Raw genomic sequence first — 26020 nt, forward strand, 5'->3', positions numbered from 1 at the left:
CGAAGCGGTTATTGTGGCCGTATGCCGCCCGCCACCTCCCGCCCCCACACCGCCGACACGGCCTTGCCGACCAGGCAGCAGGCGCTCAAGGTGGCGGTCTTCACACTCCTGTTGTCGTGGCCGCTGCATCGGCTCAGCGGCACGCCCTACCACGCGGTGTTCGGCCGCATCGGCTTCATCGGCATGGCGCTGCTGCTGGCGTATGCGGCGGCCGGCAGGTTCAAGCCGCACTGGCTGGGGATCGCTCCCGCCCGCCTGATGGCGGTGGTGCTGACCGCGCCCGTCGCCGCCCTGGCCACGGTGCTGGCGACGCAGGGCGCAAACTTCGTCACCTACCTGGGCGAACGGCAAACGCTGCTCGGCCAGATCATGATGGTGTTCCTGTCGATCTTTTTCGGCGTGCTGTTTTCGCTGGCGGCGATGCGCAAGGAACGCAAGCAGCGCGAACGCGCCGACCGTCTGCAAACCCAGCTGGAAAAAGACGCGCTGGAGCGCGAGCTGCTGGACGCCCGCCTGCGCCTGCTGCAAAAACAGATCGAGCCGCACTTCCTGTTCAACACGCTGGCCAATGTCGAAGCGCTGGTGGCGTCGGGATCGGACAACGCCGGGCCGGTGCTGCGCCACCTGATCGCCTATCTGCGCGCGGCGATGCCACGGCTGGGCGACGCCGACGCCACGCTGGCCACGGAGCTGCAACTGGTCCGTACCTATTTGCAGCTGATGCATCTGCGCATGCCCGACCGGATGCAATTCTCGGTCAGCGATGTGGCTGAGGCAGAGACGCTGCGCTTTCCCGCCATGGCGCTGCTGACCCTGGTCGAGAACGCGGTCCGCCACGGCATCGATCCCAGCATGGACGGCGGCAGCATCGAGGTCGGCGGCAGACGCGACCCGGGCAGCGGCCGCATCACGCTGTGGGTCAGCGACACCGGCGTCGGCATGTCGGAAACGGCGCAGCCTGGCACCGGGCTGGCCAATCTGCGCACGCGCCTGCAAGGCTTCTACGGCGCCAGCGCGCGGCTCGACCTGCACGAAGCCACGCCGCGCGGCGTGCGCGTCGAACTACACTTTGATCCGGGAACAAAACCATGAAACCAGTGACGGCGCTGATCGCCGACGACGAACCGCTGCTGCGCGAACGCCTGCGCAGCCACCTGGCCGCCTTGTGGCCGGACCTGGCGCTGACCGACGATGCGCGCAACGGCCAGGAAGCGCTGGAGCTGTTCGAGCAATGCCGCCCCGACATCGTCTTCCTCGACATCCACATGCCCGGCCTGAACGGCATCGACGTCGCGCGCGCCCTGGCGCGCCGCGCGCAACTGGTGTTCGTCACCGCGTATGAACACTATGCGGTGGAAGCGTTCGGACAAGGCGCGCTCGACTATCTGGTCAAGCCTATCGACGCCGGGCGGCTGGCCGACACGGTGCAGCGCCTGCAACGCCAGGTGGCCTTGCCGCTGCAAGCCAACCATGCGCTGGACGCGGTGCTCGACCAGCTGGCCGGCCGCATGCAGCAGCGCGCGCAACCGCGCCAGTGGCTGCAATGGATACGGGCGTCGGTCGGCAACAGCGTGCGCCTGATCCCGGTCGAACAGGTGCGCTACCTGCGCGCCGAGGAAAAATACACGCAGGTCGCATGGGAGGAAGGTGAAGCGCTGATACGCAAGACCATCCGCGAACTGGCCGAGCAGCTGGACCCCGAGCGCTTCGTGCAGACGCACCGTTCGGTCATCGTCAACCTGAGCTGCGTCAGCATGGTGGTGCGCGGCGTCAATGAAACGGCCGAGCTGCACCTGCGCGATGGCGACGAAGTGCTGCCGGTCAGCCGCAGCTACCTGCATCACTTCCGCCAGATGTGAAGCCCGGCAGTGAAGCTCAGTAGTGGTAGGTCAGCATGGTGCTGAGGATGGCGCGGTTGCGCTGCCCCACCAGCGGACTGGCGGCGGCCTGCCCGCCCAGCCGGCTCACGCGCAGCCAGGTGTTCAGGTAGTACTTGTTCGCCACCTGCCACTCCCACGACGGTTGCAGATACACGCTCAACAGGCCCGGCCGCGGCGCGTACAAACGGTGCGATTCGACCTCGGCCTGCTCCCGCGTGACGCCGAAATACGCTTGCAGATAGCGCTGGTTGGCCAGCACCATGCCGGCGCCCAGCGCCAGCGTATGGTGCGCCGCCACCGGCGTCGACGCCTCGGCCCACAGGTGGGCGCGCAGGCCCAGGCCGCCGTCGTTGCTGCTGGCCATGCCCTGCGCGCCCAGCTGGATGTTGTGCGCGTAGCGGTAGTAGGTGAACAGGCCGGCCTCGGTGGCCAGGCCGCCGCGCTGGCCCGGCGTATCGCTGCGCACTTCCCGCGAGCTGAAGCGCAGCAGCGGGCCATAGGCCAGCGAAGGATCGTCCGACAGATGCCAGCCCAGCCCCAGCCCGTCCTCGCTGTTCAGGTCGAGGAAGGCGCCGCTGCTCCACTGCACCGACAGCGTCGGCAACAGCGTCATGTCGCGGCCGCTGTCCCTGGCGTGGACCAGGTCGAGCGCCGCCAGGCCGAAGTACATGTCCTCGGTATCTTCCGGCATCATCATGCGGGTAGGTCCGGCCTGCACGGCGCCGCACATCAACAGCGCCAGCGGCGCCCAGATTTTCTTCATCAGATATGTCCCAGTTCCAGTCCGCGCAACACCGCGCGCACCCGGTCGCGCACGCCCAGCTTGGCCAGGATGCTCGACACGTGGTTCTTGATCGTGCCCTCGCTCGGTCCCAGCGCGGTGGCGATTTCGCCGTTGTTGAAGCCGGCGGCCATCAGCGCCAGCACTTCGGTTTCGCGCGCGGTCAGGCGCTCGCCATCGTCGCGCAGCGGCGACGGCGCGCCCGCGCTGCTCTCGTAGGCGCTGCGGGTGCGCTCGGTCAGCGCCGGCCGGAACACGGTGGCGCCGGCCGCCACGGCGCGGATGCCGTCGGCCAGCCGTTCCAGCGAAATGTCCTTGAGCAGGAAGCCTTTGGCGCCGGCGCGCATGCCGTCGAGCAGCGCCTCGTCGTCGTCGAAAGTGGTCAGCAGGATGGTCGGCGGCAGCAGCGCGGCCGACTGCTGCAACAGCGCGATGCCCGACAGCTGCGGCATGCGGATATCGAGCAGCAGCACGTCCGGCCTGGCCGCCGCCACCACCGCCAGCGCAGCGGCGCCGTCGGCCGCCTCGGCCACCACGCGGATGTCGGGCGTCAGCGCCAGCAGGCCGCTGATGCCGCTGCGCACCAGCATCTGGTCGTCGACCAGCACTACACGAATAGGCACTGGGACGTGCGCCGTCATGCCGCGCCCGCGCCAGCCGGCAGCACGATCTCCATGCCGAAGCCGCGCTGCGGCCGGTTGCCCGCCGTCAGCTCGCCGCCGAGCAGCGCCAGCCGTTCGCGCATGCCGCGCAAGCCATTGCCCTCCTGCTCGGCGCTGCTGCCGCAGCCGTCGTCCTCGATGCGCAACACCACCGACGCGCCATCGGCCGCGCGCGCCAGCGCGATGTGCAGCTGGCCGGCCGCCGCGTGCCGCACCGCGTTGCTGATCGCTTCCTGCGCGCAGCAGAACAGCGTATGCGCCACGGCCGGCGAAGCGATCTCCAGCCCCGGCTCGAAGCTGAGCGCGATGCGCGGCTGCGGTATGCCGGCGCACAGCGCGGCCAGCGCCTCGCGCAGATCAATGTGCTGGTCGCGCCGCTCGCTGCCGACCACCACGCGCACCTCGGCCAGCAAGCCCTGCGCCAGCGAGCGCGCCGTGGCCAGCGCCGGCGGCGCGTCGGCGCCGGACTGGCGCAGCGACAGGTCCAGGTGCAGATTGAGCGCGGTCAGGTGGTGGCCGACGATATCGTGCAAGTCGCGCGCGATGCGCAGCCGTTCGGCCGAACGCACGGTGTCAGTCAGCAGCAGCTGGGTGGCGCGCAGCTCGCCATTGGCGGCGGCCAGTTCGATGCGGCCGCGCCGCTCCACCGCCGCCATGTAGCCGATGCCGTAGGCGATGCACTGCCACATCGAGATCGTGCCCAGGTCCAGCAGCACCGTCTTGACCCAGCCGTCGCTGCGGGTCGACTCGTTGCCCGGCAGGGGCAGCAAGGTCAGCAGCGCCAACAGCAGCACCTGCAAGCCCAGCCAGCGCAAGCCGCTGTGCAGCGCCAGCACCAGGCCCAGCTCGGCGGCCAGCAGGTACAGCAGCCCATGCGGATAGCTGAGCGCGATCAGCAGCTGCACCAGCAGCATCGCATCGCCGCGCCAGCCCAGCCGCCGCATCGCGCCGCTGGTGCGCAGCCAGAACAGCAGCGCGAACAGCAGCATCAACGCCGCGTAGGCGATCAGGAACAGTTGAACGGTGAGGTCGTCGCGGTCGGTGCCGGCGCGGATCGCCGACGGCGCCGGCGTGAACCAGCTGGCGCACCACAAGGCCGCGCGGCCCAGCGGCATGTCCTCGTTGATGCCCTTCATCATGAAGTGGCTGCCGTCCAGCGCGCCACCGACCAGGCAGCCCAGCAGACCGATAACGCCGATAAGATTTTGCTTCAAACGGTGCAGCATGAGGTTCCTGGCGGGAGCATGAGTCGGGCCATGATACGCGAGCCCCAAGGCCAGCGACAGTGCCGGAAGTCATGTGGCATTTCCCCCACGCCCATGCTGCGCAGATGAGCGCAAGGCCGCGCTTTGACCTAGAATCGGCAGTCCCTGAACTCGCCGATTCCGCCGATGAAAACATTGCCGCTCTGGATTGCAGTCCTGCCGCTGCTGCCGCTGACGGCCGCCGCCGGCGATGTCGGCGAAGACCCCAAGGTGATCGTCAGCGCCGAGCGCGACTCCGAATGGAACAGCTACCGCCACGCCTACAAGGCCGCCGCCTTCTTCGCCCACTACACGCGCAGCCGGCCGCTGATCCAGGCGCACATGCAGATCCGTCCGCTTGAAGCCAGCGCCCCGCTCAACGGCCTGAGCCTGCATCTGGTCGGCGAGAAGACCGACATCACGATCCCGGTCGACGGCATCGGCCGCGCCGAGCTGCCCATGCTCAAGCAGGCGTATCAGGACGACGCCGTGCTGCGCCTGAACCGGCAGAAGGGCAACTACTACTTCAGCGGCCGCTATTCGATCCGCGAGCACGCCGACGGCGTGTACGACATGGCCGAACTGCGCGCCGCCTGCGAACAGCTGATCAGCGCGCAGCGCGAATCGGGCTACCGCATGCGCCTGATCGGCAAGCAGTGCCAGGGCATCAAATTCGTCTATCCGGCCGGCGCCACGCCGGAGGTGCGCGCCCAGACCGGCGGCCCCAGCGGCGTGCTGCCGCTGGTCGACGCCCATCCGTTCGAAGGCAGCTCGATGGGCATCTACAAGGTGGCGCTGTACCGCTTCGCCGACTGGCCGCAGCAGGGCAAGATCCAGACCGTCAGCGCGCCGCTGGCCATCGGCACGCTGTACGACTAACTCTTACTCGAAGGTCTTGAAGAAATCGCGCGCCGCCACGTTGCAGCCGGCGAAAGCCATGTAGCCATGATAGTTCTCCTGGCTGGTCGGGTCGCCGTTGGACGCGACCACCCGCCGCCGGGCTTCGGCAAACACCGACTTGGCGCTGGCGTAGGGATCGTTGGCCAGCGCCGGCGTATCGACATCGAGCACCGTCACCAGCTTGGGCGCGACGCCGTGGGCGTTGAAGTAGGCCTGGGTCAGCGTGGCGTTGTTGAACGGCACCTCGTCATCGCCATGGCCGCCGCACATCAGCACCGGCACGGTCGGCACCCAGGTGCGCAAATCGTTCTTGAACCAGGCGGCGCGCATCGGATGCGCGGGCTTGCAATCGAGCGGCGCCGTGGACGCCGTCACCGGGCAGGGATGGTTGATGATGTCGTTGAACAGCGCCGAGATGTAGGCCGACTTCAGCAGGCTCTGTTCCGGCGTGCCGAAGTTGATCTGCTCGGCCGCCGACAGGCTGGCGTAGCCCGGCATGTCGCGCGCCAGCAGATGCGGCGGCAGCTTGCCGCTGCCGACCAGCGAGCCGACCGGCAGCAAGGTCGGCGCCAGCGTCTCCATCGATGCCGCATAGCCGGGCTGGTACAGCTCGGTGGGCGCGGCATACAGATTACCGTAGGCCTTTTGCCAGGCGGTGAACTGCAGCACCAGGTCGAGCATGGATTCGGTGCCGACCTGGCCCAGGCCGCGCAACACTTCGGGCGAGCCCAGCGTGGTTTCATAGCTGACGCTCTCGGCGTAGTTGCCGCTCAGCGGAGCGGCAGCCGTCACGCTGATGCCGGCCGCCTGCATGGCGCGGTGGGTGGCCATCGTCACATAGCCGCCTTCGGAATAACCGGTGAGGAACAGCTTGCCATTCTCGACAACCGGATGCGGCAGCCTGGCGAAGGCCTTGCGGGCGGCGGTCAGCGCATCGATCATGTCCTTGGCGTGCTGGTCGGCGATGTGGTGCGGATGGTAGCTCAGCTTGGAAGTGTCGTAGCCGGCGTAGTTGGGCGCGACCACGATGTAGCCCTGCGCCGCGTACAGCGCCGCCACGGTGGCGCTGGTGCCGGCAAACGGCGCGCCCGGCGTCAGGTCGCCCAGGCGCACATTGCGCTGCGTCGAGCTGCCGTGGCCGTACATCAGCAGCGGGCGCTTGCCGCTGCAGGCCGGGTCGCTGCCGCTCGGCACCATCAGCGAACCGGACGCGGTGGTGGTCTCGCCGGCCGCGCCGACGGTGCTGTATTCGAACTGGTGGAAATCGACGCCGCACTTGGGCTGGCCGGCCACCGCCAAGACCTGGGTGCCGAACTCGCCGAGGCGGCCCAATGCCTGCACCAGTCCGGCGGGATCGAGCGAGCGCGCCAGCGGCGGCGGGTTGAACAGCAAAGCGCCGCGCGCGCCGGAAGTGTCGGCCTCGCCGACGGGCGCGGTGGGCGCCACCGGCGGCGTCGGCGGCGGTGTCACGGCAACGGCGCTGCTGCCGCTACCGCCGCCGCAGCCGCTCAGCGCGGCAAACAGTGAGGCGAGGCACAGCGTGCTGATGGTCTTGTCCATGTAGTCTCCTGAATGAGGCGGTTCGTTGTTGAACCAGCCTGCATTCTGGAGAAACCCTCATGGACGCACATGTGCCGGAAGGTAGACGGTCAGGAGCGGCGCTGGCGGCGGCGCGCCACCAGGCCAACCAGGGCCAGGCCCGCGCCCAGCATGGCATAGCTGGCAGGCTCGGGCACCAGGCTGCCCATGGCCTGGAATTCCGACACGGCGAAGTGGTCGTCGCCGGTGCCGGCTGCGCCGGAAATCATGAACGCGGTGGCCACCACCGGCGCGCCGAGTATCGTGCTGCCGTTGTCCAGGCCCCACGAGCGGTTCGGCGACATCACCGCCAGGTCGTGCCAGACGTTGGCGGTGTCGCGGTACTGGATGCGGTAATCGTTGTCGTTGTCGGCCTGGATGGCGAGCTGGTTGACCGAGGCGGCCTGGTTGAGGGTGATGGTGATGGAATCGGCGCCGACGGCGCCGGTCCAGAACACCGTGCCAATGTTCCACTGGGTGCTGATCGGCAGGTAGGCGCCGTCGGTGATCGTTGATGGATCCGCCGGTGTGCCCGGTCCCCAACTACCGCCATCCCAGAAGCCCGAACCGGTGAGCGACACACCGCCGCCCAGAGCCACGTTGGTATCGGCCGTAGCGGCGCCGGTGCAGGCCAGACAGGCCAGCGCAATCGCGAGAGCTTTCATGTCTTCTCCTTAAGCAATATAAAATTGATAAGATAAGGATCCAGAATAGCATCAGTTCGCTTGAGCGCAAGGACGAGCGTCTCGCGTGCGCGACAGTGTCAGGGCGGCGCGTACAGTCTGACGCCGAATCGGTATAGACATGGAAGTACACCGCTGTAGCCAGGCGGCGCACTTTGAGTTCGATGTCGCCTTCGTACGGATAGCGCGTGTTCAGCTCCAGCCTTGCCGCAGCCGCCTTCCATTCCAGCGTCGACGGGATGTAGAGATTGACGAACAAGGTATCGCCATTCTCCCAGTAAATCGAATCGCCGTGCTTGGCGTGGCTTTCCATGCCGGACAAGACGCAGCACCAGAAGTCATTGTCCTCGCTGGAATATTCGCGCGCTACACCGGACATCAACGGCGTCATGTATGTGAACATGCCGGTGCGCGGATTCTGGTGCGCGAGGATGTGGTTCAAATGCGTACGCTCGTAGTGATCGAAGTAAGCTGCATCGGGCGCCCAGCTGTAGAGATGCCGCGTCATCTTCAGCATGTTGTAGCTGGCGCAGGCTTCGCAGGTCTGCTCGGTGATGTGGGCGGCGATGCTGTCCGGCGCGGAGAAATATTCGCGGTCGCCGTTGCCGCCGATGACATAGCTGTGGTGCTGCGTGACGCGCTTCCAGAAAAAGTCGACCGCGTCGGCGTCGCCGCGGCGGCCAGTCAGTTCGTGCAGGCGCGCAAGGCCGATCAGTTTGGGGATCTGCGTGTTGGCGTGCAGATTGGCCAGTTCGTCGCGGCCTTGCGTCAAGGGGAGCAGCACCTTGGTGTGGTACAGCCGCCGCGCCAGCGCCAGCCAGGTTCTGCGCATACATCAGCGACAGCGCGGACAAGTAATGGCCCAGTCCCTCGCCCGCGATGGTGTCGGACTCCCAGCCGCCGTAGATGGCGCCCTTGGTCGGCAGGCCGGCGAAGCGGTGGTAATTGTGCAGGAAACGGTCCGCGCTCAGGCGCAGCAGGTAGGCCTGTGCATGAACGGCGGCCGTCTTGTGGTGGCGCCGCTAAAAGGATGACGAAATCGGCACAATCCGGCGCCATCCGTTCACCAGCCCATTTTCTGGCGTATGAACGCCGTCAGCTGCTCCGCGTTGTCCGGCCCAAGTTGCGCGCCAGCGCTTCCCCCAGGTCTTTGTGTATGCCAGTGACCACGCTGCCGGACTAAAAACTTGCCATCGGCATGTCCGACGCTGCCCGATCTTGGAAACCTTACGTATTGCACCAGACAACCATGACCAGCTTCCCCTTTACGGCAGGCGGAATAGAGTTATTACTGTCATCAACGGTCCAGCCGTCGTTATCGTAATGGGCAAACCTGTAACGGGTCATGTCCTTCTTGCGCAATTTATCGAGCTGCACCACGTCATCGGCTCTCGCCGTCAAAATCGCGGCCGCGAACAACATATTGTTGCTTTTCCAATCGGCGTCAAACGATTGGATCTTTAGAATGTCCCCATCGAAATCGTCTAGCGTCGCCAGGTAGGCGCTGGTGCGTTGAGTTTTCAATTCGGCGTAGATGGGCACGCCGCCGGAGGCACCGATGAAGCACAAGTCGTACTTCTTACCGGCCCCCTTCGCTTCAACCGGATAGGCTTGCTCGCGACTGAAGGCTGTAAACTTAATTGTTTCGAGAACCTGCGCGGCGAACTCTACCTGCAGCCACGATTCCCAGCCGCCGGTCAGCGCCGCCTTCGTGAGAAAGTTCCCAATAATCGAGTTGGACGACTTCTTGTCGCGCTCGACGACGTCCCGGAGTGCTTTGATCAGATCTGCGCTGCGTGCCATGGTGCTATCCCTTAAGTAAAAACTTCACGGTGAGTGGCGCTCTGACTGTCAGAACCGCCAAGGAGTACGTGCCGAACTATGTCATGGGCATTTTGACGCCGGGTTGGCAATGTGAAGCCGTGGCCGCCTCACCAGCAAACCCTTGAACTGCTCCAGCGTGCCGTTGAAGACGTTGCAGTCCAGCGCGCGGGGGAATGTACCGACGCGACAATCCTGCGAGTATTGCCAGAACCTCCATTCACTCCATCCCGCCGGCAGCGTTGGCTTGGACACGCCATATTCGGCCAGCCACAGGTTATATCGGCCGAACTCTCTCAGATGGTCACCGGCGAAACTCCTCCCGGAGTAAATGATGGGCCGCGCACCATACTTCGCTTCCAGCGCATTAAGGAATACCTGCAACTCCGCCCTCATGTGCGGCAATGATTCTTGGCTCATTTTTTCGATATCGACGATCGGAGGCAGATCGCCGGGACGAACCACAACGATCTTTTCAAAATTCTCCAATTGGTCGGCTGCGGCAGCGTCGGTGTCGTAGTAGTGATAGGAGCCGACCGCCAGGCCGGCTTTGCGCGCGTTGGCGATATTTTTGAGGTAGTGCGAGTCATGCATGGACATGCCTTCACTGGCCTTAACGAAGACGAAACGATGGCCGGTTCCGGCGATGTCGCTGAAATCGAAAGTGCCCTGGTGGTGCGAGATGTCGATGCCTGAAACGACAGGAGCCGGTTCCTGCGACTGGGCCAGGCAGTGGACAGAGCCCAGCAGCATGAAGGCAAACAGCGGGCGAGAGGCGGGTGTGTTCATTTTTTCTCCTTTGCTTTGGATAGGTTTGCTTGGTCATTCGTGGATGGGCCACCGGCGCCGGGCTTAACCGCCTTGCTGATAATTCTTCATTTCGAGCAGCTTCCATTGGCGAACTTTTTGCCATCGCTCATTGCACAAAAACGCGTTGCGGTAGCCTTTATCGATCACGTCAACCAGCATCTCTTCCCTTTGCTTCATCGACGCGGCTTTGTACGCCTCCTGGCCTGGCGGTGCGCCGACCGTACAATCGCCGAGCAGATTGTCATCGGGGGCAATGAGCACGGTTTTATAGATCGGCGCAGCGGGGGGCGCGCTGGCGCAGCCGCTGAGCAATAGCGCCGACACGGCAAATATCAGCACAGGCGAATTAATCGTTGACATGGCGGTACCTTCCGACGAAATAGGGCAATCTGGCTTCATGGTGTTTTCACGCATTGCGGTGCTGCGGGCTGCCCGGCGCAATAGCTACTCCACAGGCCGTCGATCATCGCGGCGCTGGTTGCGTTGTCGCGTTCGCTGGCATGCAATGGCGTCGCCGTCATGGCATCGAAAGTCCGGTCGATGTTTGCCACGGCAGTCCGGCGCCGGCTTGCCAGATCGTCCTGACGCGTCGCAATCTGCTGTGCTTCGGCCACTTCCTCCGTGTTGATCTGTTCCTTGATGTCGGCGGAACCCTGTTCTTCTTTTACGGTTTTTTCGAGGCCGGCAATCGATGTGCGCGCGACGGCGTTTTCGCCTTGGAGTTGTTTGAGGTCGGCTCCGCGGCTGGCCCATGACCAGTAAAAGGCCAGCGCCAGGCCCGCTGCAATGCCGATCGCAAGCAGCTTGTATTTGAATCCGATGAAGAAGGAGGCAAGATTGAACATGGTTTTCCAGTAGCGTTGTTGAATAAATAGAAATCGGAATCAGGGCCGGGGTTCCATCGTTCGCCAACCAAGGCAGCTGCGGTAGCCGCGCCCGTCCGGCCCGTGGTCCGCTACCACGTGTTTCCTTCTCCGACCGGGCCCACATTCATGCGCGCGGCGATGGCCACCGGCATGGCCATGCCATCCCAGGGCGAGCCGGCATTCTGATGCCGGACCGAGGCATAGTGGTCGACGTAAATGATGTTGATTTGCGCGTCATGCAGCGCGTCGTAACAAGTGCCGGCCCAATCCCGGCCGGGTCCGCAAAACACGTCAAGCAGCATCGGGTTGGCCTGGTCCCGCGCCGCCACCAATGGATCCCAAGTGCCCGTCACTGTCGCCGCAAATTGCGGTGTCAGCGTCCAGGACAGCAAGTGCAGTGTTCCGGGTACGCCGCCGACGGCATTGGCCGTCCAGTACCCGGGGTCGAAATTCGGATCATCAAGATCACGCCAGGTTTGCTCCGCATACCGGTACCGGACCCGATTGCGCAATTTGTGCAGCTGGTTCGCGCGCATGCCGCTGTACACGAATCCATCTTCAAGCATCGCGCTTTTTGAATACTGGTCAAACAGCGCGATTTGGTTCACGAGCACGTTCGGGTATTTCGGCGACAGCAGGAAAAAGCCTTGATAAGGAACCGCAGGCCAGAGCTCGAGGTAGCTCGTTGGTGGCGTGTCGAGCGCCCCATCGTATAGAACCAAGACGCGCGAACGCATGGCCAGAGGGTTCGCAACAGGCGGTGGAAAACCGCGTGCCACCGGGTCGCACAGCAACTGCCAGTAGGGACAGCTGAAGATGTTGATGTCCTGCTGCGTGTAAGGCACCAGATAGTCGCCCAGAGTATTCCTGATGGCGTCGATGAGCTCGTCATGCATGGCATCCGAAAACTTGCTGAAGTGGGATACGTTGAGAATGATAATTTCACGATCGGTGGGGGCCAGGCTGTCGAGGTAAGCCCTGATCTGCTGCAAGATGCCGTCGGCGCCGGTCAGCCGCCCGCCCCAATACAGCGGACCGTGGTAGGTCCAGAACTCGTCGCCGGATTTGCATGGGCGCAGGTCGAAATAGCGCACGCCGCCGGCGAGCTGCTGAAAAATATCCTGGGTCTGCGTGGCGGAGTAGACGTTCGAGAGCCGCTGGTCGCGGTAGCATCCCGAATCGTGGGTGCCAGGCAGCGAAATCTGGCTCAGCATCCGGTCCCGGAACGGCCCCCGCGGAGACTGGTCCAGTACCGGATCGTGAAAGAGGTCAGTTAGCCAGGGCATCGCTCGTCCTTCGAAGGTGCGGCAGATGCCGCGTGTGTGGATGGAATTATTCGGCGGACGGGGCGGCAACCGCCTTGCCTGCCAGCGCTGCGCTGGCTGCGGCCATGGCCGCCTCGGCCTGCGTATGTGCCTGCTCAACGGCCTGGGTCTGCGCCTGCAGCGCTTGCTGCATGGCCTGCTGGCGCTCCGCCAGGTCCGCCTGCAGCGCGCTTTGCGTCTGGGCCAGCGCTTGCGCGACCGCGTGTTCGCCCGACAGTTCCGACGCGGCTACCGCCCCCTGGGCGGCGGCCGCTGCGGCGGCGACTGCCGCGTTCACTTGCGTCTGGGCCGCCTGCAGGGCATCTGCGGCCCAGTCGATGGCGCCCGTCGCGCTGGGCGCCTGGGCGCTGTCGGCACCGGGCGCCGCAGACGCGGCGACGGCGGGATTGCTCTCGGTAGATGGGGGCGGGAACTGGTCCATGGTGCTTACTCCGGTTTGGATGTGCTTGATGGGGAATTGGGCAGCGCGGCCAAGGCGTCAGGCGGGGTCCAGCTGCCGAATTTGCGCAATGAAAGCAGGCGATCCGCATTCACATACAGCTGTGCCTGTTGCGTCGCGTCCTGCAGGGTGAAAGTCAGGCTGGCGCCGTCCTGTTCCAACCGGCTTTCCTTGATGCGATTGCCACTCATGAACGACTGGGCCGTGCTGAGGTAAAGGTCAAACAAGCGGCGCGCGTCGGCGCCGGTTTCCGTCTTGAAGGTGGTCTGGGTCACCATTTGCAGGACCGCTTGCGACAGGCTGGAAAAACCGATCCGGTATCCCTTGGCCAGCCAGTTGCGCAAACAAGTCTCCACTTCCGCCGGCGACGGCAGGCGATCTGGCAGCTGCGGACAATCCATCGCACCAAAGGCCAGCGGCAACAAGGTCTGCACCGCCTGGCTGGCCAATTGCGCGCGTGTAGCCGCATCACTGTTGAGCGCGTCCATCTTCTTGGAGTGGGCCAGGTAGATATGGTAGTAGTCGCAAAACTGCGGTACGGACCGGGCCTGTTCCAGGGAAAATGCGGCGGCCTCGAAGCGCAGCTGTTCGGGCTTCCCGCCGTCCTGGCCCAGTGGCAGGGCGGCCAGTGCGCACAGGGCGATGCGGTCCTTGAAATCGAGGGCCTGAAACACGGGGGCCGATTCGACACCCAGATCCTGCAAAAAGCTGCCGGCCCCGCTCAAGTTCTGCGCGGTGAGCAGATGGTTGTCCGTCAGGATCCGCTGCGTCTGCTGTACCACGGTGGTGCTGGTATCGCCCGTTTCGACCTGGCCCAGGGTGCGCAAGTTTGCGCTGCCGAGCGTCATCAGTTTTACCGGACTGACCCATAAACCCAATTCCGGCAGCAGGGCCATCGGCGAGGAATGCAGACCCTGCTGCACCTCGGCCAGCAGGGTTGTTTCATCGGCGACGTCGTAGCAGACCATGGGGTTGGGCATGGCCCAGGCCAGCCACTGCGGACCGCCGTCGATATAGGCCAGCGTCTGGCGCGCGAGCTCTGACAGGCCAGAGCTCTTTTGAATCAGTTTGCCGGCAACGATGACAGTCATGGCGTAGGTTCTTTCAAAGAGCGGTTAGAAGTACTCTGGTGGTGGTCGGAATCAGCCCGGGGGATAGCCCTTGATGACTGAGGCGGCGGTGGCGCCGACCTGGCCAAACTCCACGTTTGCCTGGGTCATCACCTGCTGCGCGGCTGCGATGACATCGACGTACTTGGCGTCCTTAGTCGCGAGCAACTGGGACATCGCCACGCCGATGGCGGTGGTGGCGATGGTCGAGAGATTGCGCAAAGCGTCGGCGGAATCCTGCACTGCGATGGCCGTCGATTGCGCCACCGACTGATAGGCCTTGCCGGCGCCGCTGGTCGTGACAACTTGCGGCGCCATCGTGGCGAGCTGTACCTGGTTAATGCTGTCAATGACCTGGGCGTTGATGTTGTCCATGACTGTTCCTTAAGCTTTGCTTGGATGATCGGCTGTCCTTGCCGAATTCAACTGTGAGTCGTCGGGTTATTCGCCGGGTTCGCCGCGTTGGCCTGCGGCGTGGCGGTGACGACCGGAGCCGGCGCACCTGACGCCACCGTGCCTGACGCTGCCGTGCCGGCAGGGGTTCCTGCAGCGGCCGGTGCCGCGGTGGCTGCCTTGGCGGTGGCCGTGCTTGCGCCGGCCGGAGGCATCGCCGCCAGTTTTGCCAGGCTTTGCAAGTCGTCATTGGCCTCTTGCGCCACCGCGCCGGCAGAGGCGGCAGCCCCTTGCAGGACGGTGATGGCGTTGCCTCCCTGGCTGAAGGCGGTCTTGACCATCGCATCACCCGAGGGCGCGGGCGTCGGGGGCGGCAAGGCATGGACGGTCGGCGGCGGCGGCGGTGGCGGCGCTGGGTCGGGCGCCGGCGCCGGCGGGTACGCGTTAAGCATGCGTGCACAAGCCGCGGTCACGGCTGCGGAATTCACCATGCCGGCGTTTTGCTGGCGATTGACGGCGTTATACATGGCCATGCCCAGCGTTTCAGCCATGACCGTATCGAGCATGGCAAACGCGTGCGCCGGCGACTGCCCGGCAAGCAGCGTGTTGACGCTGTTGACACTGTCCACGACCTGGTCGTTCACTGTACCGATATCATTCATTTCGAACTTCCTCCCAACTTGATGATTAAGACCAGCGTCTGGCACACGGCCGCTGCGGCGGTCGCCTGTCCGCGTTGCTGGTTCGCCACGGCGTTTTGCATCGATAAGCTCATGCTGTCCGCCATGGCCAGGTAGGTCATACCCATGGCCATGGCGGGCGCATGCGCCAGGCTTAACGGCGCTGCCATCGCCGCACCGCAATGAAGTCATGTCGCTCAACACGGTGCAGCGTCACGGCAGCGCTCCCGCCTTAGTGCAGACCCAGCACCCTGGCGGTCGCCACCCCGTCGGAGGCCGTGTCGATCGACAGCATGGTCGCTACGCTTTGCGTGGTGGTCGCTTGCATGGTGACGTACGATTGCTGCTGTGCGTTGGTGGCGTTATGTGCGGCGTTCGACAGCGCCTGGCCCGTGGCCACGAACAAATTTCCCAGTGCGACTGCCGGGGAATCGCCCAGCACCGAGGTGTTCACTTGTGAAACGGAATCGGTGATTTGACTATTGACTGAGGTAGGGAAAGCCATGTTGATTACTCCTTAGGTGGATAGGTGCAAAATAAAGGGTCCGGCGTTGAAGCGCGTTCAAGACCCGAAGATCGCCTTGACGGCTTTAGCATCGGAAGCCGTGTCGAGCGAATAGAGCATTGCCACTCCCATGGTCGTGGCCGCCTGCGCCGCCACGTACATTTGCTGCTGCGCGCTGGTGGCGTTGTGCGCGGCGTTGGCCAGTGCCTGCGCCGTGGCTTGGTACAGATTGCCCATCGCGATCGCTGGCGCGCTGCCAAGAACTTGTAGATTGCTTTGGGTCACTGAGTCGGTGATTTGACTGTTGACAGCTGTTGGAAAGGCCATTTTCTGTATTCCTCTTGGCTAAGGCACACTGGCAATCACGGCCAGGGCGCGGGGAGCGTGCGCACGGATTGTGCGAGCGCAATACGGATTAACCCAGGATGGTCTTGGTGGCCACGCCGGTGGTGGCGGTATCGACCGAGTACAGCGTCGCCACCCCCATGGTGGTGGCCGCCTGCGAGGTCACATAACTTTGCTGCTGGGCGTTGGTCGCGTTGTGGGCGGCATTGGCCAGGGCCTGGGCGGTTGCCTGGAACAGATTGCCCATTGCGATGGCCGGTGCGTCGCCCAGCACCTTGGTGTTGGCTTGGGTGACGGAATCCGTGATTTGGTCGTTGACTGCGGTAGGGAATGCCATGAGATTCTCCGATTAAGTAAGTGAATGAAAAGAAGATGCCAAACAAAGTGCCCCAGGAGGCGTGACGCCGACGTAAAGCCACGCCTTAAGGAGTACCCAAGCCCCGTACGCCCCCGCTCGGGGTCAGGATGGTCTTGGTGGCCACGCCGGTGGCGGCCGTGTCCAGGGAATACAGGGTCGCTACACCCATGGTGGTGGCGGACTGCGAGGTCACGTAGCTTTGTTGCTGCGCGTTGGTCGCGTTGTGCGCCGCGTTCGCCAATGCTTGCGCAGTGGCCTGGTACAAATTGCCCATCGCGATGGCAGGTGCGTCACCCAACACCTTGGTGTTGGCCTGCGTGACGGAATCTGTGATTTGATCATTGACAGCGGTCGGAAAAGCCATGCTTCGTTCCTCCTGAGTGGAACCATTTTCTGGTCCGGTTGACGGTTAACAAAAGTGCGCGTCATCGATGTTTTTTTCGTTGACCCGCAGACAAATGGTAGCGGCGCGGGCGCAATCGCGAGTGGGCCAGACGATCGGAATAGTGGGCTGGACGATGATGTTCGTCTGTTTGCAATCGCCGAGGCGGCAACCCAGCCGCGCACGGTCCAGGATGCGGAATGGGGAATGGCAGTGCGCTGCGGCGGAGCGGCGTGAGCGACCTAGGCGTCGTGAAAATGGGTGCCGATCGCGAGGCTGTGTTTGCGGCGGCAATCCCCCGGGGTTTGCCCCGTTATTTCACGAAAGCATTTATGGAAGTAACTGAAATCGTTGAAGCCCACACTGAGCGCGACGTCGGCGACGCGCCGTGGTGGAAGCTCAAGCAAAAGGCGCTTCGCGTGCGCGATGCGTAGCTGCTGCAGCAGGAGTTTGAATGAGATGCCCAGGTGGTCGCGAAACAGGAAGCGCAGGTGAGAGGCGCTGACATGGCACTGTTGCGCCAGCTGTTCGGCTGTCATCGGCTCATGGTAACGCCTGCCGACGTACTGAAGCGCCCTATTCAGCCCGGCCGGAAGGCGCGCCAGCACGGAGGCATCCTGCTCGAGCACGCAGCGGACCCAGTGCGCCGAGCCGGGCAGAAACGCAGCGCCGACCGGCGCCGGCACGTCCGCCGCCGGGGTGTCGGCCAAGGCGTCGGTCGCATCGTCGTCGTCCGCTGGCCGGAGCGGACCTTCGCGCAACATGCGGGGAGCATGCTGGTTGATGTCGCTCGCGCCGATCCGCATATTCGGCGTGAGCACCGCCAGGCGCGCCACGGCCCATTCCAGTTGCGAAGCATTGCCCGGCCAGTGGTAGTTGGCGCACCAGTGATGCAAGGCATCGGTCGCGCGATCGTCCGCGTCATGGCCATGGTAATCGAGGACGGCGCGGGTGAGCAGGGGCAGGTCGTCGGGCCGCTGCGACAGGCTCGGCAAGTTGATGTATAGCCAGTCGCACATGCCCTCGCCTGCCGGCCGCTTGCGCGATTTCTGCGCAATCATCAATCGGCAACCGCCCCTGTCCTGCTCGATGGCTGGGACGCCCGCCGCCGGCTCGACTGCAGGTACGGCCTGGCCGAGCGCCTGTTTCAGTTGCCGCCACAGGTGTTCCTGATCGGCCTCGGTACCGCCATCGACGCCGCACAGGAACAGCGTTCCGCCGCGCGCGCGGGCGAGCCAGCGTTTGGGCGATTCCAGCGTCTTCTCACAGTCCACTTTGACAAACGCATGGTCGGCGGCTTTGCTGCCGAGATGTATGGCCAGCGCTGTTTGCAGCGCCTCGTTGCCTGTCGTCCCAAGCAACAATATCGGGCGGTTGTCGCTGCAGCTGGCCTCGATCGACCTGTCCAGTGTCAGCATGGCCTTGCTGGAGCCGATCAGGCACGGGGCGCCGAGTTGACGTTGGACCATCCAACGCTGGCTTGCCAGGCGCTGGGCTATGCGCGCGCATTGTGAAGCCAGCTCTGACAGGGTATGGCGATGCTGCGGTTCCAAGATGAAATGAGGTAGCAGCTGCAGGGTCAGGATGCCGAGTTTTCGCTGCAGGAAGTTCACCGCAAAGATGGCAGTGTCCTTGGCGGACCGCGCCGACGCGGAGCGCGGTCCGGCGTCGGCCGGACCGGGCGCGCCCCCCTGCACCAGCAACGCCGGCCGGCCGGTCAATTCGAGCGTGGCCGTCAACCACCAGGTGCGGCAAACGCTGCGCTCCAGGCACAGGCGAATTTCATCGAGCTCATACATGTAAGCGGGCGTCGACAGCTGTTGGGGGCTGCCCAAGCCGCCCACGGAAAGCGCATCGTGATGTCCGTGCTGCGCTCCCATGGAAATCACGGACGGTTTGCGCGGCGCGAATCAGGAACGGGCCGGTGCAACCTTGACGCAAGCGCCTCGGCGGTCCCCGTTGCGCTGTGGCTTGAGAGGCCTTCCCAACAGTGCAGCGGCAATTTGTGCACACAAAGCAAAGGCAACAAACAAGACCGGCGTCGATGGTGAGGTCATCTCATGCTCCATTTCATGGTGTCGGGACTGGTCGCTGTGCTGCCGCGAAAGCGACCGCCGGCGCGGCAGAGGCGATGCTTGCCCCGTCCGCACCCGGCGCGCTGGCCTTGCTACGCGCTCAGGGTGCGGTCGATTCGGTTGACCTCGCTGTCATGCACCGTCACCGCGTCGAGGATCAGGTTGGCGTAGTCAAAGGCATCCTGGTGCGCGGCCACGTAGTCGATCAGCCTCTGGTAGCTGACCCGGTGTCCGGCATCGGTCAGACGCGAGGCGATGCATTCGATGCCCGCGTCGATAATGCTCTTGCAATAGTTGGCCCATTTGGCATTGCATTCCCTGAGCGACACATCCTGCGTTGTGTTCGATTCGATGGATGCGGCATACAGTGGACACCAGGATTCCCCCCGCCCAAGGTGGGTTGCCGATGCCGGGAAACCATTCGCCTCCATAAAAATGGCGCAGGTAAAGCAGGACGCCAGCTTGGTGGTCTTTTTGCCGACCGCAATTTCATAGGGCGTTCCCTTCTTGAGCCAGCGTACGTTGTAGATTGCCTGGATCATCCCGTGCGTATAGCCGACGATGTCGGTGAGCGCCAGCGGCTGTTGCGCACGGCTCTTGTCCTCGTCCCGGAAATACATGTCCAACTTTTTTAGCGTACATTGCAGCGCATTGTCCTGGATCATGCCCCAGTAGCGCTCGTCACCGCCGATGCCGATCCTGGCACCCAGATCCCACTTGGGTTTGAGCGATCCATTGGGGGCTTTGGGGTCGACCGGGGGACTCTTCACCATGCTGGGCATCCAGCGGCGCGGATTCGTTTTGTCGACGGGCATGCTGGGCGACGCCGCGCGCTGGCGGCAAGTGCAGAACAGGCCAGGCTGACTGCTGCCATCGTCGACCTGGACGAAACCGGTATAGGCGCCGCGGCCCTGGTAGCCGACGTCGGGCTGCTGTGCAATCCACAGCAGCAAAGCGCCCGGCAGTGTTGCCTTCGGCGACACGACGGTATACCGGTCCTTGGACATGGGCGACAAGTCGCCGGTCCCGCCGATCACGCGGACGATCCCCGCATCCTTGTCGCATACGGGAGTCACGCCCACCATCGCTTCCTTGCCTCTTTCGGGCTGGCCGAAGTTGTCGCCCATGCTAGCCAGCGCTACGTTGATCTTGGCGACGCAGCGCACGTGCTGCGCCCAGTTAAAGGCCATTTTGGCGGCGGCCGCGGCTTCGTCTGCGCTTCGGGGAACGGGATTGGGCGAGGTCGACAGCGTCTCGGGATCGATTTCAATATCGAAAAGGCAGTTCTTTTTGGCATCGAGGCGGATATAGGCATGGCCAACGATGGCCGCGGTCATAATGACGTCGGCATCTTCGACCGGACTGGTGGCTGCGTCGAGAATACCCTGTTGAGTAACGATAAGCATGGTGGTTTCCTTATGCAAGATGAGCGCTGTCCATCAGCCAGCGCAGGTTAAAACTCATGCCACGGCGCCGTCGACTGGACCTCGCGGCCGTTTGCAATCGCAGTGATCCGAAGCCATGGTAGGAGTCGGTCTCGACGTAACACAAGTAACGGCGAGGTATCACGCCGGCAAGTTACGGCGCGGCACGGCTGTTTAAAATGAAGCATTTTCTTGCGAGTACCTGATGCCTAAACCGCGCGACCTTGACTTCCCCTCGTCGCTGGCGTTTGTTGAAATAAGACCGCCGTTTCGTTTCGGCCAATGGCGGGTGGTGCATGCCCGGAACGCTATCGAACACGGAGACGAGAAGCGTCAAATGGAGCCGCGCACGATGGAGGTGTTGCTGGCCTTGTGCGAGGCGGCCGGCGAGATTGTCAGCAGCGAGCAATTGTTGGCGCAGTGCTGGGGTAGCACCAGCTACAGCGATAGTCCGGTGCACAAGAACATCGCCCAGCTGCGCCGCATACTGGGCGATAACGCCGGCGCGCCGCTCTACATCGAGACCATCCGCAAGCGCGGCTACCGCGCGGTGGCGCCGTTGGATTACTTCACGGCCAGCACGACGCCCGACAACTGGCGTGACGGCTCGCCATTTCGCGGCCTGCTGGCTTTTGATGAAACCCATGCGCAGGTCTTTTTCGGCCGCGCCGAGATCACCCGCAACCTGGCGGCCGTGGTCCGCAGCCAGGTCGACAACGGCCTGGCGCTAACGCTGCTGCTCGGTCCCAGCGGCTCCGGTAAAACCTCGTTGGTGCAGGCAGGTCTGCTGCCGGCGCTGTCGGCGGCGCGCACCGACGGTGCGGCGGCAGTGCTCGCCTCCACCACCTTTGATCTGATCGATCAGGGCCAGCAAAACCTGTTCACGGCCTTGGCCGGCGCGCTGCTGGATCTGGAATGGGATGGACAGCTGGCCTTGCCCGGTGAGAACGCCATGTCGTTGGGGCAGCGCCTGGCCGCCGGCGGCGAAACCGTCAGCGCCGACCTGGTTGCAGCGCTGGCGGGACAGCGCTCCGGCCTGCGCTTTGCCGTGTTTATCGATCGTTTCGAGGCCATGTTCAACATGGCCAAAATTAGCGAGGCCGAACGCAACGCCTTTATGCACACACTCGCGCAACTGGCCCGCAGCCCGGCGCTCATCCTGATCCTGGCGTGCCGCAACGATTTCTATCCCAGCATCGCCCGCGATCCGCTGCTGATCGAAGCCAAACGGCGCGGCGGCCATTTCGACCTCGACCCGCCCAGCTTCCGCGACATCGTCCAGATCATCCGCGGGCCGGCCGCCGCGTCCAAACTCAGCTTTGGTGTCGATGCGCAGACCCAAGCCCGGCTGGACGACGTCCTGTGCCAGCACGCGGCCGCCAGTCCCGACGCCCTGCCGCTGCTGCAATACTGCCTGCAGCAACTGTATCAATTGCGTACCGCGCAGGGCGAACTGACCTTCGACGCCTACCAGCAGTTAGGCGGGCTCGAAGGCGCCATCGGTCAACGCGCGGAACAGTTGGTGCTCGCGCTGACCGCCGCGCAGCGCGACAGCCTGCCACACATCATGGCCCAGGTGATTGTGCTGTCGACCGATGAGGAAAACGTCAGCAGCCAGCGCGCGCCCTGGAGTGCACTGCCCAGCGAAGCGGCCCGGCAAACGGTGACGGCGCTGATTGACGCGCGGCTGTTTGTCAGCGATCTGGTGGCAGGCGTACCCGTATTTGGCATCCCCCACGAGGCAATCTTGCGGCGCTGGGAACGCATGAGCGAGTGGATCGACACCCACCGCGGCGCCTTGCGCGCCCGCGCCCGGCTGGCCCTGCACGCGCGGCGCTGGCAAGACGAGGGGCGGCCCGGCGATCTGCTGCTGCCGAGCGGTAAACTGCTGGACGAAGCCAGACTGCTTCAGCTCAGCAATGGCGTGCCACTGACAGACAACGAACGGGACTGCATCCGCCTGTCCGCGCGGCGAGCCCGCCGGCATGAACGGCTGCGTGTCCTGGTCCTGACGCTGATCGTCGCGCTGGCGATGCTTGCATCGGGCTTGGGACTGAGCGAGATGGCGGCCAAACGCGCGGCAGAGCTGCGCCGCAGGGAGGCCGAAAGCCTGGTCGACTTCATGCTGGGCGACTTCACCGACAAACTCAGACCGCTAGGGCGACTGGATTTTCTTGAAAGCGTCAGCCAGCGGGCCTTGCAGTACCTGCGTGGTGCGCAAACCGAGGAGCGCAGCCTGGCCGAGCTGATGCTACGCGCCAAAGGCTTGCAAGTGCTTGGCGAAGTGAGCCGCTCACGCGGCGATTCCGCTGGCGCCATCGACGCCCTGAATCAGGCCAATGCCATCCTGCTGCGGCAACAACAGGCGACGCCCAATGACATCAAGGTGCTCAAAAACCTGGGCGTCAACGCTTACTGGCTGGGCCAAATGCACAGGGACCGGAACGACTGGCAAGCCGCGGAACAGGACTGGCGCGCCTATCTGCGCTTCTCAGACCTGCTGCACGCGCTGGAACCTTCCAATACCGAATGGTGGGTGGAACAGTCTTACGCGCACAACAGTCTGGGAAGCCTGGCACTGACACGCGGAATGCCTGCGCTGGCGGTGCCCGAATTTGAAGCGTCGATTGCGTTGAAACGACGAGCGCTGGCGCAGATGCCGGCATCGCGCACCGTCACCGTGGAACTGGCCGACAGCTACTCCTGGCTGGCATCGGCCAAACAGTCGCTGGGCCAGCTGGAGGCGGCGCAACAGTTGTATGCTGACGAGATGATGCTGGCACGCCAGCTATCCGAACGGTATCCGGACGAGTCGATGTGGAAACGGCGCCTTGCACTCGCATTTCAGCATCGAGGGCTGATCAACCTGGCTAAGGGCAGGGATGCGGACACCCTGCTCGACTACGAGCTCGCCATCGAGCTGTACGCCGCCATCGTGAAACAGGACCGCGATAACCGTGGCTGGCAGGTCGAGCTGGCCAATTTGAATCAAGAACGACTGTGGCTGATTTCCCGCCGCGCGCCGGCTACCGTCATCCTGCCGCAGCTGGCCAAGACGCAGCAAACCCTGCAGTCGATGGCCGCGCTGGATCCGAAAAATGTGCTATGGGCGCGGCGTGACGCCATCGCGCGCGCGCATTTTTCCGCCGTCTTGCTGGCCGCTGGCATGACTGGCGACGCCGAACGGCAAATCGACACCGCGCTTGTCACGCTGGCACCGATGTATGAACACAATCCCTCCAACCTGAGCAGCCGGCTAACCTTGGCCGAAGCTTTATTGGTTTACGCAACATTAAAAAATAAACAAGGCGATACCGCGGCCGCAATACAGACTTGTCAAAAAATTTATGTCATGCTCGACGCGGGACATATGGCAACCATGAACTATCAAATTCTCGATCTCTGGGTGCGGGCCAATACCTGCCTCGGAAATCGTGATGCCGTTCAGGTTGCCACAAGGCGTCTGAATGAAATAGGTTACCGGGACTACGCATACCTGCAATTCATCTTGAATATATAAGGAACAACATGACGAACCAACAAAGCAGCCCCGCCGTTCCACAATTTGTCGTTACCGTCTCGCTCACCGGCTTAGGCCAGTCCACCCGCGCGAGCTATAGCTATACTGTGCCCCAGGATGACGGCGGCTGGATAACCTTCCAAAATATTTCCAAGTGCGATTTGGTGGTATTCAGGTCCACTAATTGCCTGTTTGTGCTGGACTATAAAACCACACTGGCGGGCTGGTCTATCCATAGCATTACCACGAGCGCCGACAACTCGTCTTTGAGCACGCTTGCGGGACCATTGAACTTGTCGTACATGACGATCGACCCTGATCAGGTCCTTCACCAGTACGACCTCACCATCAATTACCGCAACGGTGACATCACGGTGCCGATTGATCCGCAAGAAACCAACGTGCCCCCTAAGCTCGAACCAGGTAGCGTTGCAGGCCGCGGCTGATCACCCCGGCCAGCGCTTCCTGCAACGGTATGCCTAACTCACCGCGACAGTCAAATTGCCCCAGCCAGGCGATGCGTCCGGCTGCCGCGTCCAGCAGCCGGACAGAGGCCCGCACATGCTCGGGGTCCATGCGGATGCTGCCTTCCAGGCAGTAATCCGGTTGGGCAAGATTGTTGCCGCCGGGCCGAGTCGGGGCGCTGCCGTGCAGTTGCACTGCATCGCCGAACATGTGAAACAGCACCGCGCCCAGTTCCTCATTCAGCCCACAGACAAAGGTATCGTTACCCTGACTGCCGCTCAAATTGCGCAGCGCCGCCAGTTGCAGCTGCTGACAGCGCCAAGACGGCGGCGCTTCGACCGCTGCGGTCAGCACGGGTACATAGCTTCCCGGCGGGATCGTGATCTGGCGACGCGCCGCCGCCCCGAGAGCGCGGTAACTTGCAGCCAGACGTTCCCGCAACCGCCCCATCTGGACCCGCACCACGGGGTCCAGGGCGGGGTGATAGACCTGCGGATCGCGCCGGAACACCGCCAGACCGATGGCATATTCACTGAACTGGTCCTGGCTTCCGGACAATTTGGCCGCCACCAAAAACGATAACAGCTGGCTCATGCGTGGTGCCTTGGCAAAGGCGTCTGTACACAACGCCAGCGCCAGCGCACGTTGCATTTCCTCGGCAGCGCTCGCCGCGTCCTGTTTCTCTGCGTTATCAATGATGGTCTTCATGCGTGTCTCCATTGTGCGGGTACTGCCACAAATGGGCTTCCCCGTGCTTGAAGTCACTCTATTAAAAACCTGACATTGTTACCTTACGATCATCTTACGGAGCCCTATCAAGGTCAGTCATACGCGCAGCAGCATCGTCCGCTTTCTACCGAGATCACGTGCTATAAATGAAAAACAGCCTGCATTGCACAATACCAACTGGCCGTCAGTGCATGGTTGCGCTGGCGTTATGAGAACTTGCTGAAGTCCGGCTTGCGTTTTTCGAAGAAGGCGGTGAACGCTTCCTTGGCTTCCGGGGCGGCCAGCATGGCGCCGAAGAAGGTGTTTTCGGCGGCGATGGCTTCCGTCACCGGGCCTTTGCGGGCGGCCTTCATCAGCTGCTTGGTGGCGCGGATCGAGCTGGCCGGCAAGGCGACCAGCTTGGCGGCCTGGCCTTCTGCAAACGTGCGCAGTTCGGTCACCGGCACGATCTTCGATACCAGGCCCATCTCCAACGCTTCCTGCGCCAGGAAGGCTTCGCCCAGCATCAGCTTCTCGGCTGCGCGCGGGTAGCCGGCGATCTGCGTCAGCAGCAGGCTGGACGCGAACTCCGGGCACAGACCCAGCTGCACGAACGGCATCGAGAACTTGGCGTTGTCGGCCGCGTAGACCAGGTCGCAATGCATCAGCAGCGTGGTGCCGATGCCCACCGCCGCGCCAGCCACCGCAGCGACCACCGGCTTGGTCGAGCCGCTCAGCGCCATCATGAACTTGTACACCGAACGCTCTTCGATGCCCGAGCCGTCGGCCGGACGCGCAGTCTTCATGAAGTCTTCCAGGTCGTTACCGGCGGTGAAGATCTCCGGCTTGCCGACGATCAGGATGGCGCGCACGGCGGCGTCCTGCTCCGCTTCGTTGATGGCGTCGGCCATGCTCTGGTACATCGCCGAAGTAATCGCGTTCTTGCGCTCAGGGCGGTTGAATTCCAGCGTCAGCACGCCGTTGGTCTTGCTGCTCAAAATATCCATGTGATCTCCAAATGATTAAAGGGCGCCGTGGTTGAACCGCAGCGCCCTTCTTATGATTCC

At 63.5% G+C, this 26020-nt stretch carries 29 protein-coding genes and 1 pseudogene; 5 read left to right on the forward strand and 25 right to left on the reverse strand.

What is annotated here, in order from left to right:
- The first annotated feature begins 21 nt into the window (after positions 1 to 21).
- Both GEV02_RS24890 and GEV02_RS24895 read left to right on the forward strand, forming a co-directional pair.
- Positions 22 to 1092: a sensor histidine kinase gene (locus GEV02_RS24890; RefSeq protein ID WP_152840630.1), complete on the forward strand. Its 1071-nt coding sequence runs from the start codon at positions 22 to 24 to the stop codon at positions 1090 to 1092.
- Entirely contained in the window at positions 1089 to 1859 is a 771-nt protein-coding gene (locus GEV02_RS24895; protein ID WP_152840631.1) for a LytR/AlgR family response regulator transcription factor, read from the forward strand. Before GEV02_RS24890 ends, GEV02_RS24895 begins: the two co-directional genes overlap by 4 nt.
- Positions 1860 to 1875: 16 nt before the next feature.
- Here GEV02_RS24895 and GEV02_RS24900 read toward each other — a convergent pair whose 3' ends face one another.
- Genes GEV02_RS24900 through GEV02_RS24910 form a run of 3 tightly spaced genes read right to left on the reverse strand, consistent with a single transcriptional unit; the run spans position 1876 to position 4537 of the window.
- Positions 1876 to 2643 carry a MipA/OmpV family protein gene (locus GEV02_RS24900; RefSeq protein ID WP_152840632.1) on the reverse strand — a complete coding sequence of 256 codons (768 nt, stop codon included), beginning with the start codon at positions 2641 to 2643 and terminating at the stop codon, positions 1876 to 1878.
- Entirely contained in the window at positions 2643 to 3284 is a 642-nt protein-coding gene (locus GEV02_RS24905) for a response regulator transcription factor (RefSeq protein ID WP_328595914.1), read from the reverse strand. The genes GEV02_RS24900 and GEV02_RS24905 overlap by 1 nt, the downstream gene beginning before the upstream one ends.
- A gap of 14 nt (positions 3285 to 3298) precedes the next feature.
- Positions 3299 to 4537, reverse strand: a complete 1239-nt coding sequence (locus GEV02_RS24910) for a sensor histidine kinase (protein ID WP_235922936.1) — start codon at positions 4535 to 4537, stop codon at positions 3299 to 3301.
- Positions 4538 to 4714: 177 nt separating this feature from the next.
- On the opposite strand from GEV02_RS24910, the gene GEV02_RS24915 reads away from it, so the two are divergent.
- Entirely contained in the window at positions 4715 to 5446 is a 732-nt protein-coding gene (locus GEV02_RS24915; protein WP_152840635.1) for a hypothetical protein, read from the forward strand.
- A gap of 3 nt (positions 5447 to 5449) precedes the next feature.
- Here the strand turns inward: GEV02_RS24915 and GEV02_RS24920 are convergent, their stop codons facing one another.
- From GEV02_RS24920 to GEV02_RS25010, 20 genes and pseudogenes are all read right to left on the reverse strand, one after another.
- Complete coding sequence (locus tag GEV02_RS24920; RefSeq protein WP_152840636.1) at positions 5450 to 7027, reverse strand: alpha/beta hydrolase family protein; 1578 nt, start codon at positions 7025 to 7027, stop codon at positions 5450 to 5452.
- Between the two features lie 89 nt (positions 7028 to 7116).
- Positions 7117 to 7644 (reverse strand): PEP-CTERM sorting domain-containing protein, encoded by a 528-nt coding sequence (locus tag GEV02_RS24925; RefSeq protein ID WP_328595916.1) that lies wholly within the window; start codon positions 7642 to 7644, stop codon positions 7117 to 7119.
- A complete protein-coding gene (locus GEV02_RS24930) occupies positions 7589 to 8560 on the reverse strand; it encodes a beta-L-arabinofuranosidase domain-containing protein (protein ID WP_235922937.1) in 972 nt (323 codons plus the stop codon). Before GEV02_RS24930 ends, GEV02_RS24925 begins: the two co-directional genes overlap by 56 nt.
- A gap of 49 nt (positions 8561 to 8609) precedes the next feature.
- Positions 8610 to 8708 (reverse strand): annotated as a pseudogene (locus GEV02_RS33475) (hypothetical protein); the annotation flags it as partial.
- A gap of 247 nt (positions 8709 to 8955) precedes the next feature.
- The gene (locus GEV02_RS24935; RefSeq protein WP_152840638.1) at positions 8956 to 9531 is read right to left on the reverse strand and encodes a hypothetical protein; all 576 of its coding nucleotides are present in this window, start codon (positions 9529 to 9531) and stop codon (positions 8956 to 8958) included.
- An 81-nt stretch (positions 9532 to 9612) separates the two neighbouring features.
- Positions 9613 to 10338, reverse strand: a complete 726-nt coding sequence (locus GEV02_RS24940) for a glycoside hydrolase family 25 protein (RefSeq protein ID WP_152840639.1) — start codon at positions 10336 to 10338, stop codon at positions 9613 to 9615.
- Positions 10339 to 10401: 63 nt separating this feature from the next.
- Positions 10402 to 10758 carry a hypothetical protein gene (locus tag GEV02_RS24945; RefSeq protein WP_174999328.1) on the reverse strand — a complete coding sequence of 119 codons (357 nt, stop codon included), beginning with the start codon at positions 10756 to 10758 and terminating at the stop codon, positions 10402 to 10404.
- Positions 10755 to 11204, reverse strand: a complete 450-nt coding sequence (locus GEV02_RS24950) for a hypothetical protein (RefSeq protein ID WP_152840641.1) — start codon at positions 11202 to 11204, stop codon at positions 10755 to 10757. The genes GEV02_RS24945 and GEV02_RS24950 overlap by 4 nt, the downstream gene beginning before the upstream one ends.
- A 110-nt stretch (positions 11205 to 11314) precedes the next feature.
- Positions 11315 to 12511 carry a PI-PLC domain-containing protein gene (locus GEV02_RS24955; protein ID WP_152840642.1) on the reverse strand — a complete coding sequence of 399 codons (1197 nt, stop codon included), beginning with the start codon at positions 12509 to 12511 and terminating at the stop codon, positions 11315 to 11317.
- A gap of 46 nt (positions 12512 to 12557) precedes the next feature.
- Positions 12558 to 12971: a hypothetical protein gene (locus GEV02_RS24960; RefSeq protein WP_152840643.1), complete on the reverse strand. Its 414-nt coding sequence runs from the start codon at positions 12969 to 12971 to the stop codon at positions 12558 to 12560.
- Positions 12972 to 12976: 5 nt separating this feature from the next.
- The gene (locus GEV02_RS24965; RefSeq protein WP_152840644.1) at positions 12977 to 14080 is read right to left on the reverse strand and encodes a hypothetical protein; all 1104 of its coding nucleotides are present in this window, start codon (positions 14078 to 14080) and stop codon (positions 12977 to 12979) included.
- 51 nt (positions 14081 to 14131) lie between these two features.
- Positions 14132 to 14473 carry a hypothetical protein gene (locus tag GEV02_RS24970; RefSeq protein WP_152840645.1) on the reverse strand — a complete coding sequence of 114 codons (342 nt, stop codon included), beginning with the start codon at positions 14471 to 14473 and terminating at the stop codon, positions 14132 to 14134.
- A 47-nt stretch (positions 14474 to 14520) separates the two neighbouring features.
- Positions 14521 to 15153 (reverse strand): RebB family R body protein, encoded by a 633-nt coding sequence (locus GEV02_RS24975; protein ID WP_152840646.1) that lies wholly within the window; start codon positions 15151 to 15153, stop codon positions 14521 to 14523.
- On the reverse strand, positions 15150 to 15341 hold the full coding sequence (locus GEV02_RS24980) for a RebB family R body protein (protein ID WP_152840647.1): 192 nt from the start codon (positions 15339 to 15341) through the stop codon (positions 15150 to 15152). Before GEV02_RS24980 ends, GEV02_RS24975 begins: the two co-directional genes overlap by 4 nt.
- A gap of 62 nt (positions 15342 to 15403) precedes the next feature.
- Positions 15404 to 15676 (reverse strand): RebB family R body protein, encoded by a 273-nt coding sequence (locus GEV02_RS24985; RefSeq protein ID WP_152840648.1) that lies wholly within the window; start codon positions 15674 to 15676, stop codon positions 15404 to 15406.
- Positions 15677 to 15733: 57 nt separating this feature from the next.
- The gene (locus GEV02_RS24990; RefSeq protein ID WP_152840649.1) at positions 15734 to 16003 is read right to left on the reverse strand and encodes a RebB family R body protein; all 270 of its coding nucleotides are present in this window, start codon (positions 16001 to 16003) and stop codon (positions 15734 to 15736) included.
- 88 nt (positions 16004 to 16091) lie between these two features.
- Entirely contained in the window at positions 16092 to 16358 is a 267-nt protein-coding gene (locus GEV02_RS24995; RefSeq protein ID WP_152840650.1) for a RebB family R body protein, read from the reverse strand.
- Between the two features lie 85 nt (positions 16359 to 16443).
- Positions 16444 to 16743: a RebB family R body protein gene (locus GEV02_RS25000; protein ID WP_152840651.1), complete on the reverse strand. Its 300-nt coding sequence runs from the start codon at positions 16741 to 16743 to the stop codon at positions 16444 to 16446.
- Positions 16744 to 17003: 260 nt separating this feature from the next.
- Positions 17004 to 18641 carry an AraC family transcriptional regulator gene (locus GEV02_RS25005; RefSeq protein WP_152840652.1) on the reverse strand — a complete coding sequence of 546 codons (1638 nt, stop codon included), beginning with the start codon at positions 18639 to 18641 and terminating at the stop codon, positions 17004 to 17006.
- Between the two features lie 287 nt (positions 18642 to 18928).
- Entirely contained in the window at positions 18929 to 20242 is a 1314-nt protein-coding gene (locus GEV02_RS25010; protein WP_152840653.1) for a hypothetical protein, read from the reverse strand.
- Positions 20243 to 20465: 223 nt separating this feature from the next.
- On the opposite strand from GEV02_RS25010, the gene GEV02_RS25015 reads away from it, so the two are divergent.
- Together GEV02_RS25015 and GEV02_RS25020 are read left to right on the forward strand one after the other, a co-directional pair.
- Positions 20466 to 23780, forward strand: coding sequence for an nSTAND1 domain-containing NTPase (locus tag GEV02_RS25015; protein ID WP_235922938.1), 3315 nt, complete (start codon positions 20466 to 20468; stop codon positions 23778 to 23780).
- Positions 23781 to 23788: 8 nt separating this feature from the next.
- On the forward strand, positions 23789 to 24226 hold the full coding sequence (locus GEV02_RS25020) for a hypothetical protein (protein WP_152840654.1): 438 nt from the start codon (positions 23789 to 23791) through the stop codon (positions 24224 to 24226).
- Here GEV02_RS25020 and GEV02_RS25025 read toward each other — a convergent pair.
- Complete coding sequence (locus tag GEV02_RS25025) at positions 24189 to 24953, reverse strand: hypothetical protein (RefSeq protein ID WP_152840655.1); 765 nt, start codon at positions 24951 to 24953, stop codon at positions 24189 to 24191. The genes GEV02_RS25020 and GEV02_RS25025 overlap by 38 nt on opposite strands.
- 227 nt (positions 24954 to 25180) lie before the next feature.
- Positions 25181 to 25960: an enoyl-CoA hydratase gene (locus GEV02_RS25030; RefSeq protein WP_152840656.1), complete on the reverse strand. Its 780-nt coding sequence runs from the start codon at positions 25958 to 25960 to the stop codon at positions 25181 to 25183.
- Between the last annotated feature and the right edge of the window lie 60 nt (positions 25961 to 26020).

The organism is Rugamonas aquatica, from assembly GCF_009380215.1.
GTDB lineage: Bacteria > Pseudomonadota > Gammaproteobacteria > Burkholderiales > Burkholderiaceae_D > Rugamonas > Rugamonas aquatica_B.

Coding starts and splice junctions, on each gene's coding strand:
- GEV02_RS24940 (WP_152840639.1), bottom strand. CDS start 10,338: ATGAACACACCCGCCTCTCGCCCGCTGTTTGCCTTCATGCTGCTGGGC.
- GEV02_RS24915 (WP_152840635.1), top strand. CDS start 4,715: ATGAAAACATTGCCGCTCTGGATTGCAGTCCTGCCGCTGCTGCCGCTG.
- GEV02_RS24930 (WP_235922937.1), bottom strand. CDS start 8,560: ATGCGCAGAACCTGGCTGGCGCTGGCGCGGCGGCTGTACCACACCAAG.
- GEV02_RS24895 (WP_152840631.1), top strand. CDS start 1,089: ATGAAACCAGTGACGGCGCTGATCGCCGACGACGAACCGCTGCTGCGC.
- GEV02_RS24955 (WP_152840642.1), bottom strand. CDS start 12,511: ATGCCCTGGCTAACTGACCTCTTTCACGATCCGGTACTGGACCAGTCT.
- GEV02_RS24900 (WP_152840632.1), bottom strand. CDS start 2,643: ATGAAGAAAATCTGGGCGCCGCTGGCGCTGTTGATGTGCGGCGCCGTG.
- GEV02_RS24970 (WP_152840645.1), bottom strand. CDS start 14,473: ATGGACAACATCAACGCCCAGGTCATTGACAGCATTAACCAGGTACAG.
- GEV02_RS25025 (WP_152840655.1), bottom strand. CDS start 24,953: ATGAAGACCATCATTGATAACGCAGAGAAACAGGACGCGGCGAGCGCT.
- GEV02_RS25005 (WP_152840652.1), bottom strand. CDS start 18,641: ATGGGAGCGCAGCACGGACATCACGATGCGCTTTCCGTGGGCGGCTTG.
- GEV02_RS25010 (WP_152840653.1), bottom strand. CDS start 20,242: ATGCTTATCGTTACTCAACAGGGTATTCTCGACGCAGCCACCAGTCCG.
- GEV02_RS24995 (WP_152840650.1), bottom strand. CDS start 16,358: ATGGCATTCCCTACCGCAGTCAACGACCAAATCACGGATTCCGTCACC.
- GEV02_RS24985 (WP_152840648.1), bottom strand. CDS start 15,676: ATGGCTTTCCCTACCTCAGTCAATAGTCAAATCACCGATTCCGTTTCA.
- GEV02_RS24980 (WP_152840647.1), bottom strand. CDS start 15,341: ATGGCAGCGCCGTTAAGCCTGGCGCATGCGCCCGCCATGGCCATGGGT.
- GEV02_RS24975 (WP_152840646.1), bottom strand. CDS start 15,153: ATGAATGATATCGGTACAGTGAACGACCAGGTCGTGGACAGTGTCAAC.
- GEV02_RS24890 (WP_152840630.1), top strand. CDS start 22: ATGCCGCCCGCCACCTCCCGCCCCCACACCGCCGACACGGCCTTGCCG.
- GEV02_RS24960 (WP_152840643.1), bottom strand. CDS start 12,971: ATGGACCAGTTCCCGCCCCCATCTACCGAGAGCAATCCCGCCGTCGCC.
- GEV02_RS24945 (WP_174999328.1), bottom strand. CDS start 10,758: ATGAAGCCAGATTGCCCTATTTCGTCGGAAGGTACCGCCATGTCAACG.
- GEV02_RS25020 (WP_152840654.1), top strand. CDS start 23,789: ATGACGAACCAACAAAGCAGCCCCGCCGTTCCACAATTTGTCGTTACC.
- GEV02_RS24920 (WP_152840636.1), bottom strand. CDS start 7,027: ATGGACAAGACCATCAGCACGCTGTGCCTCGCCTCACTGTTTGCCGCG.
- GEV02_RS24990 (WP_152840649.1), bottom strand. CDS start 16,003: ATGGCCTTTCCAACAGCTGTCAACAGTCAAATCACCGACTCAGTGACC.
- GEV02_RS25000 (WP_152840651.1), bottom strand. CDS start 16,743: ATGGCTTTTCCGACCGCTGTCAATGATCAAATCACAGATTCCGTCACG.
- GEV02_RS25015 (WP_235922938.1), top strand. CDS start 20,466: ATGCCTAAACCGCGCGACCTTGACTTCCCCTCGTCGCTGGCGTTTGTT.
- GEV02_RS24965 (WP_152840644.1), bottom strand. CDS start 14,080: ATGACTGTCATCGTTGCCGGCAAACTGATTCAAAAGAGCTCTGGCCTG.
- GEV02_RS25030 (WP_152840656.1), bottom strand. CDS start 25,960: ATGGATATTTTGAGCAGCAAGACCAACGGCGTGCTGACGCTGGAATTC.
- GEV02_RS24950 (WP_152840641.1), bottom strand. CDS start 11,204: ATGTTCAATCTTGCCTCCTTCTTCATCGGATTCAAATACAAGCTGCTT.
- GEV02_RS24935 (WP_152840638.1), bottom strand. CDS start 9,531: ATGGCACGCAGCGCAGATCTGATCAAAGCACTCCGGGACGTCGTCGAG.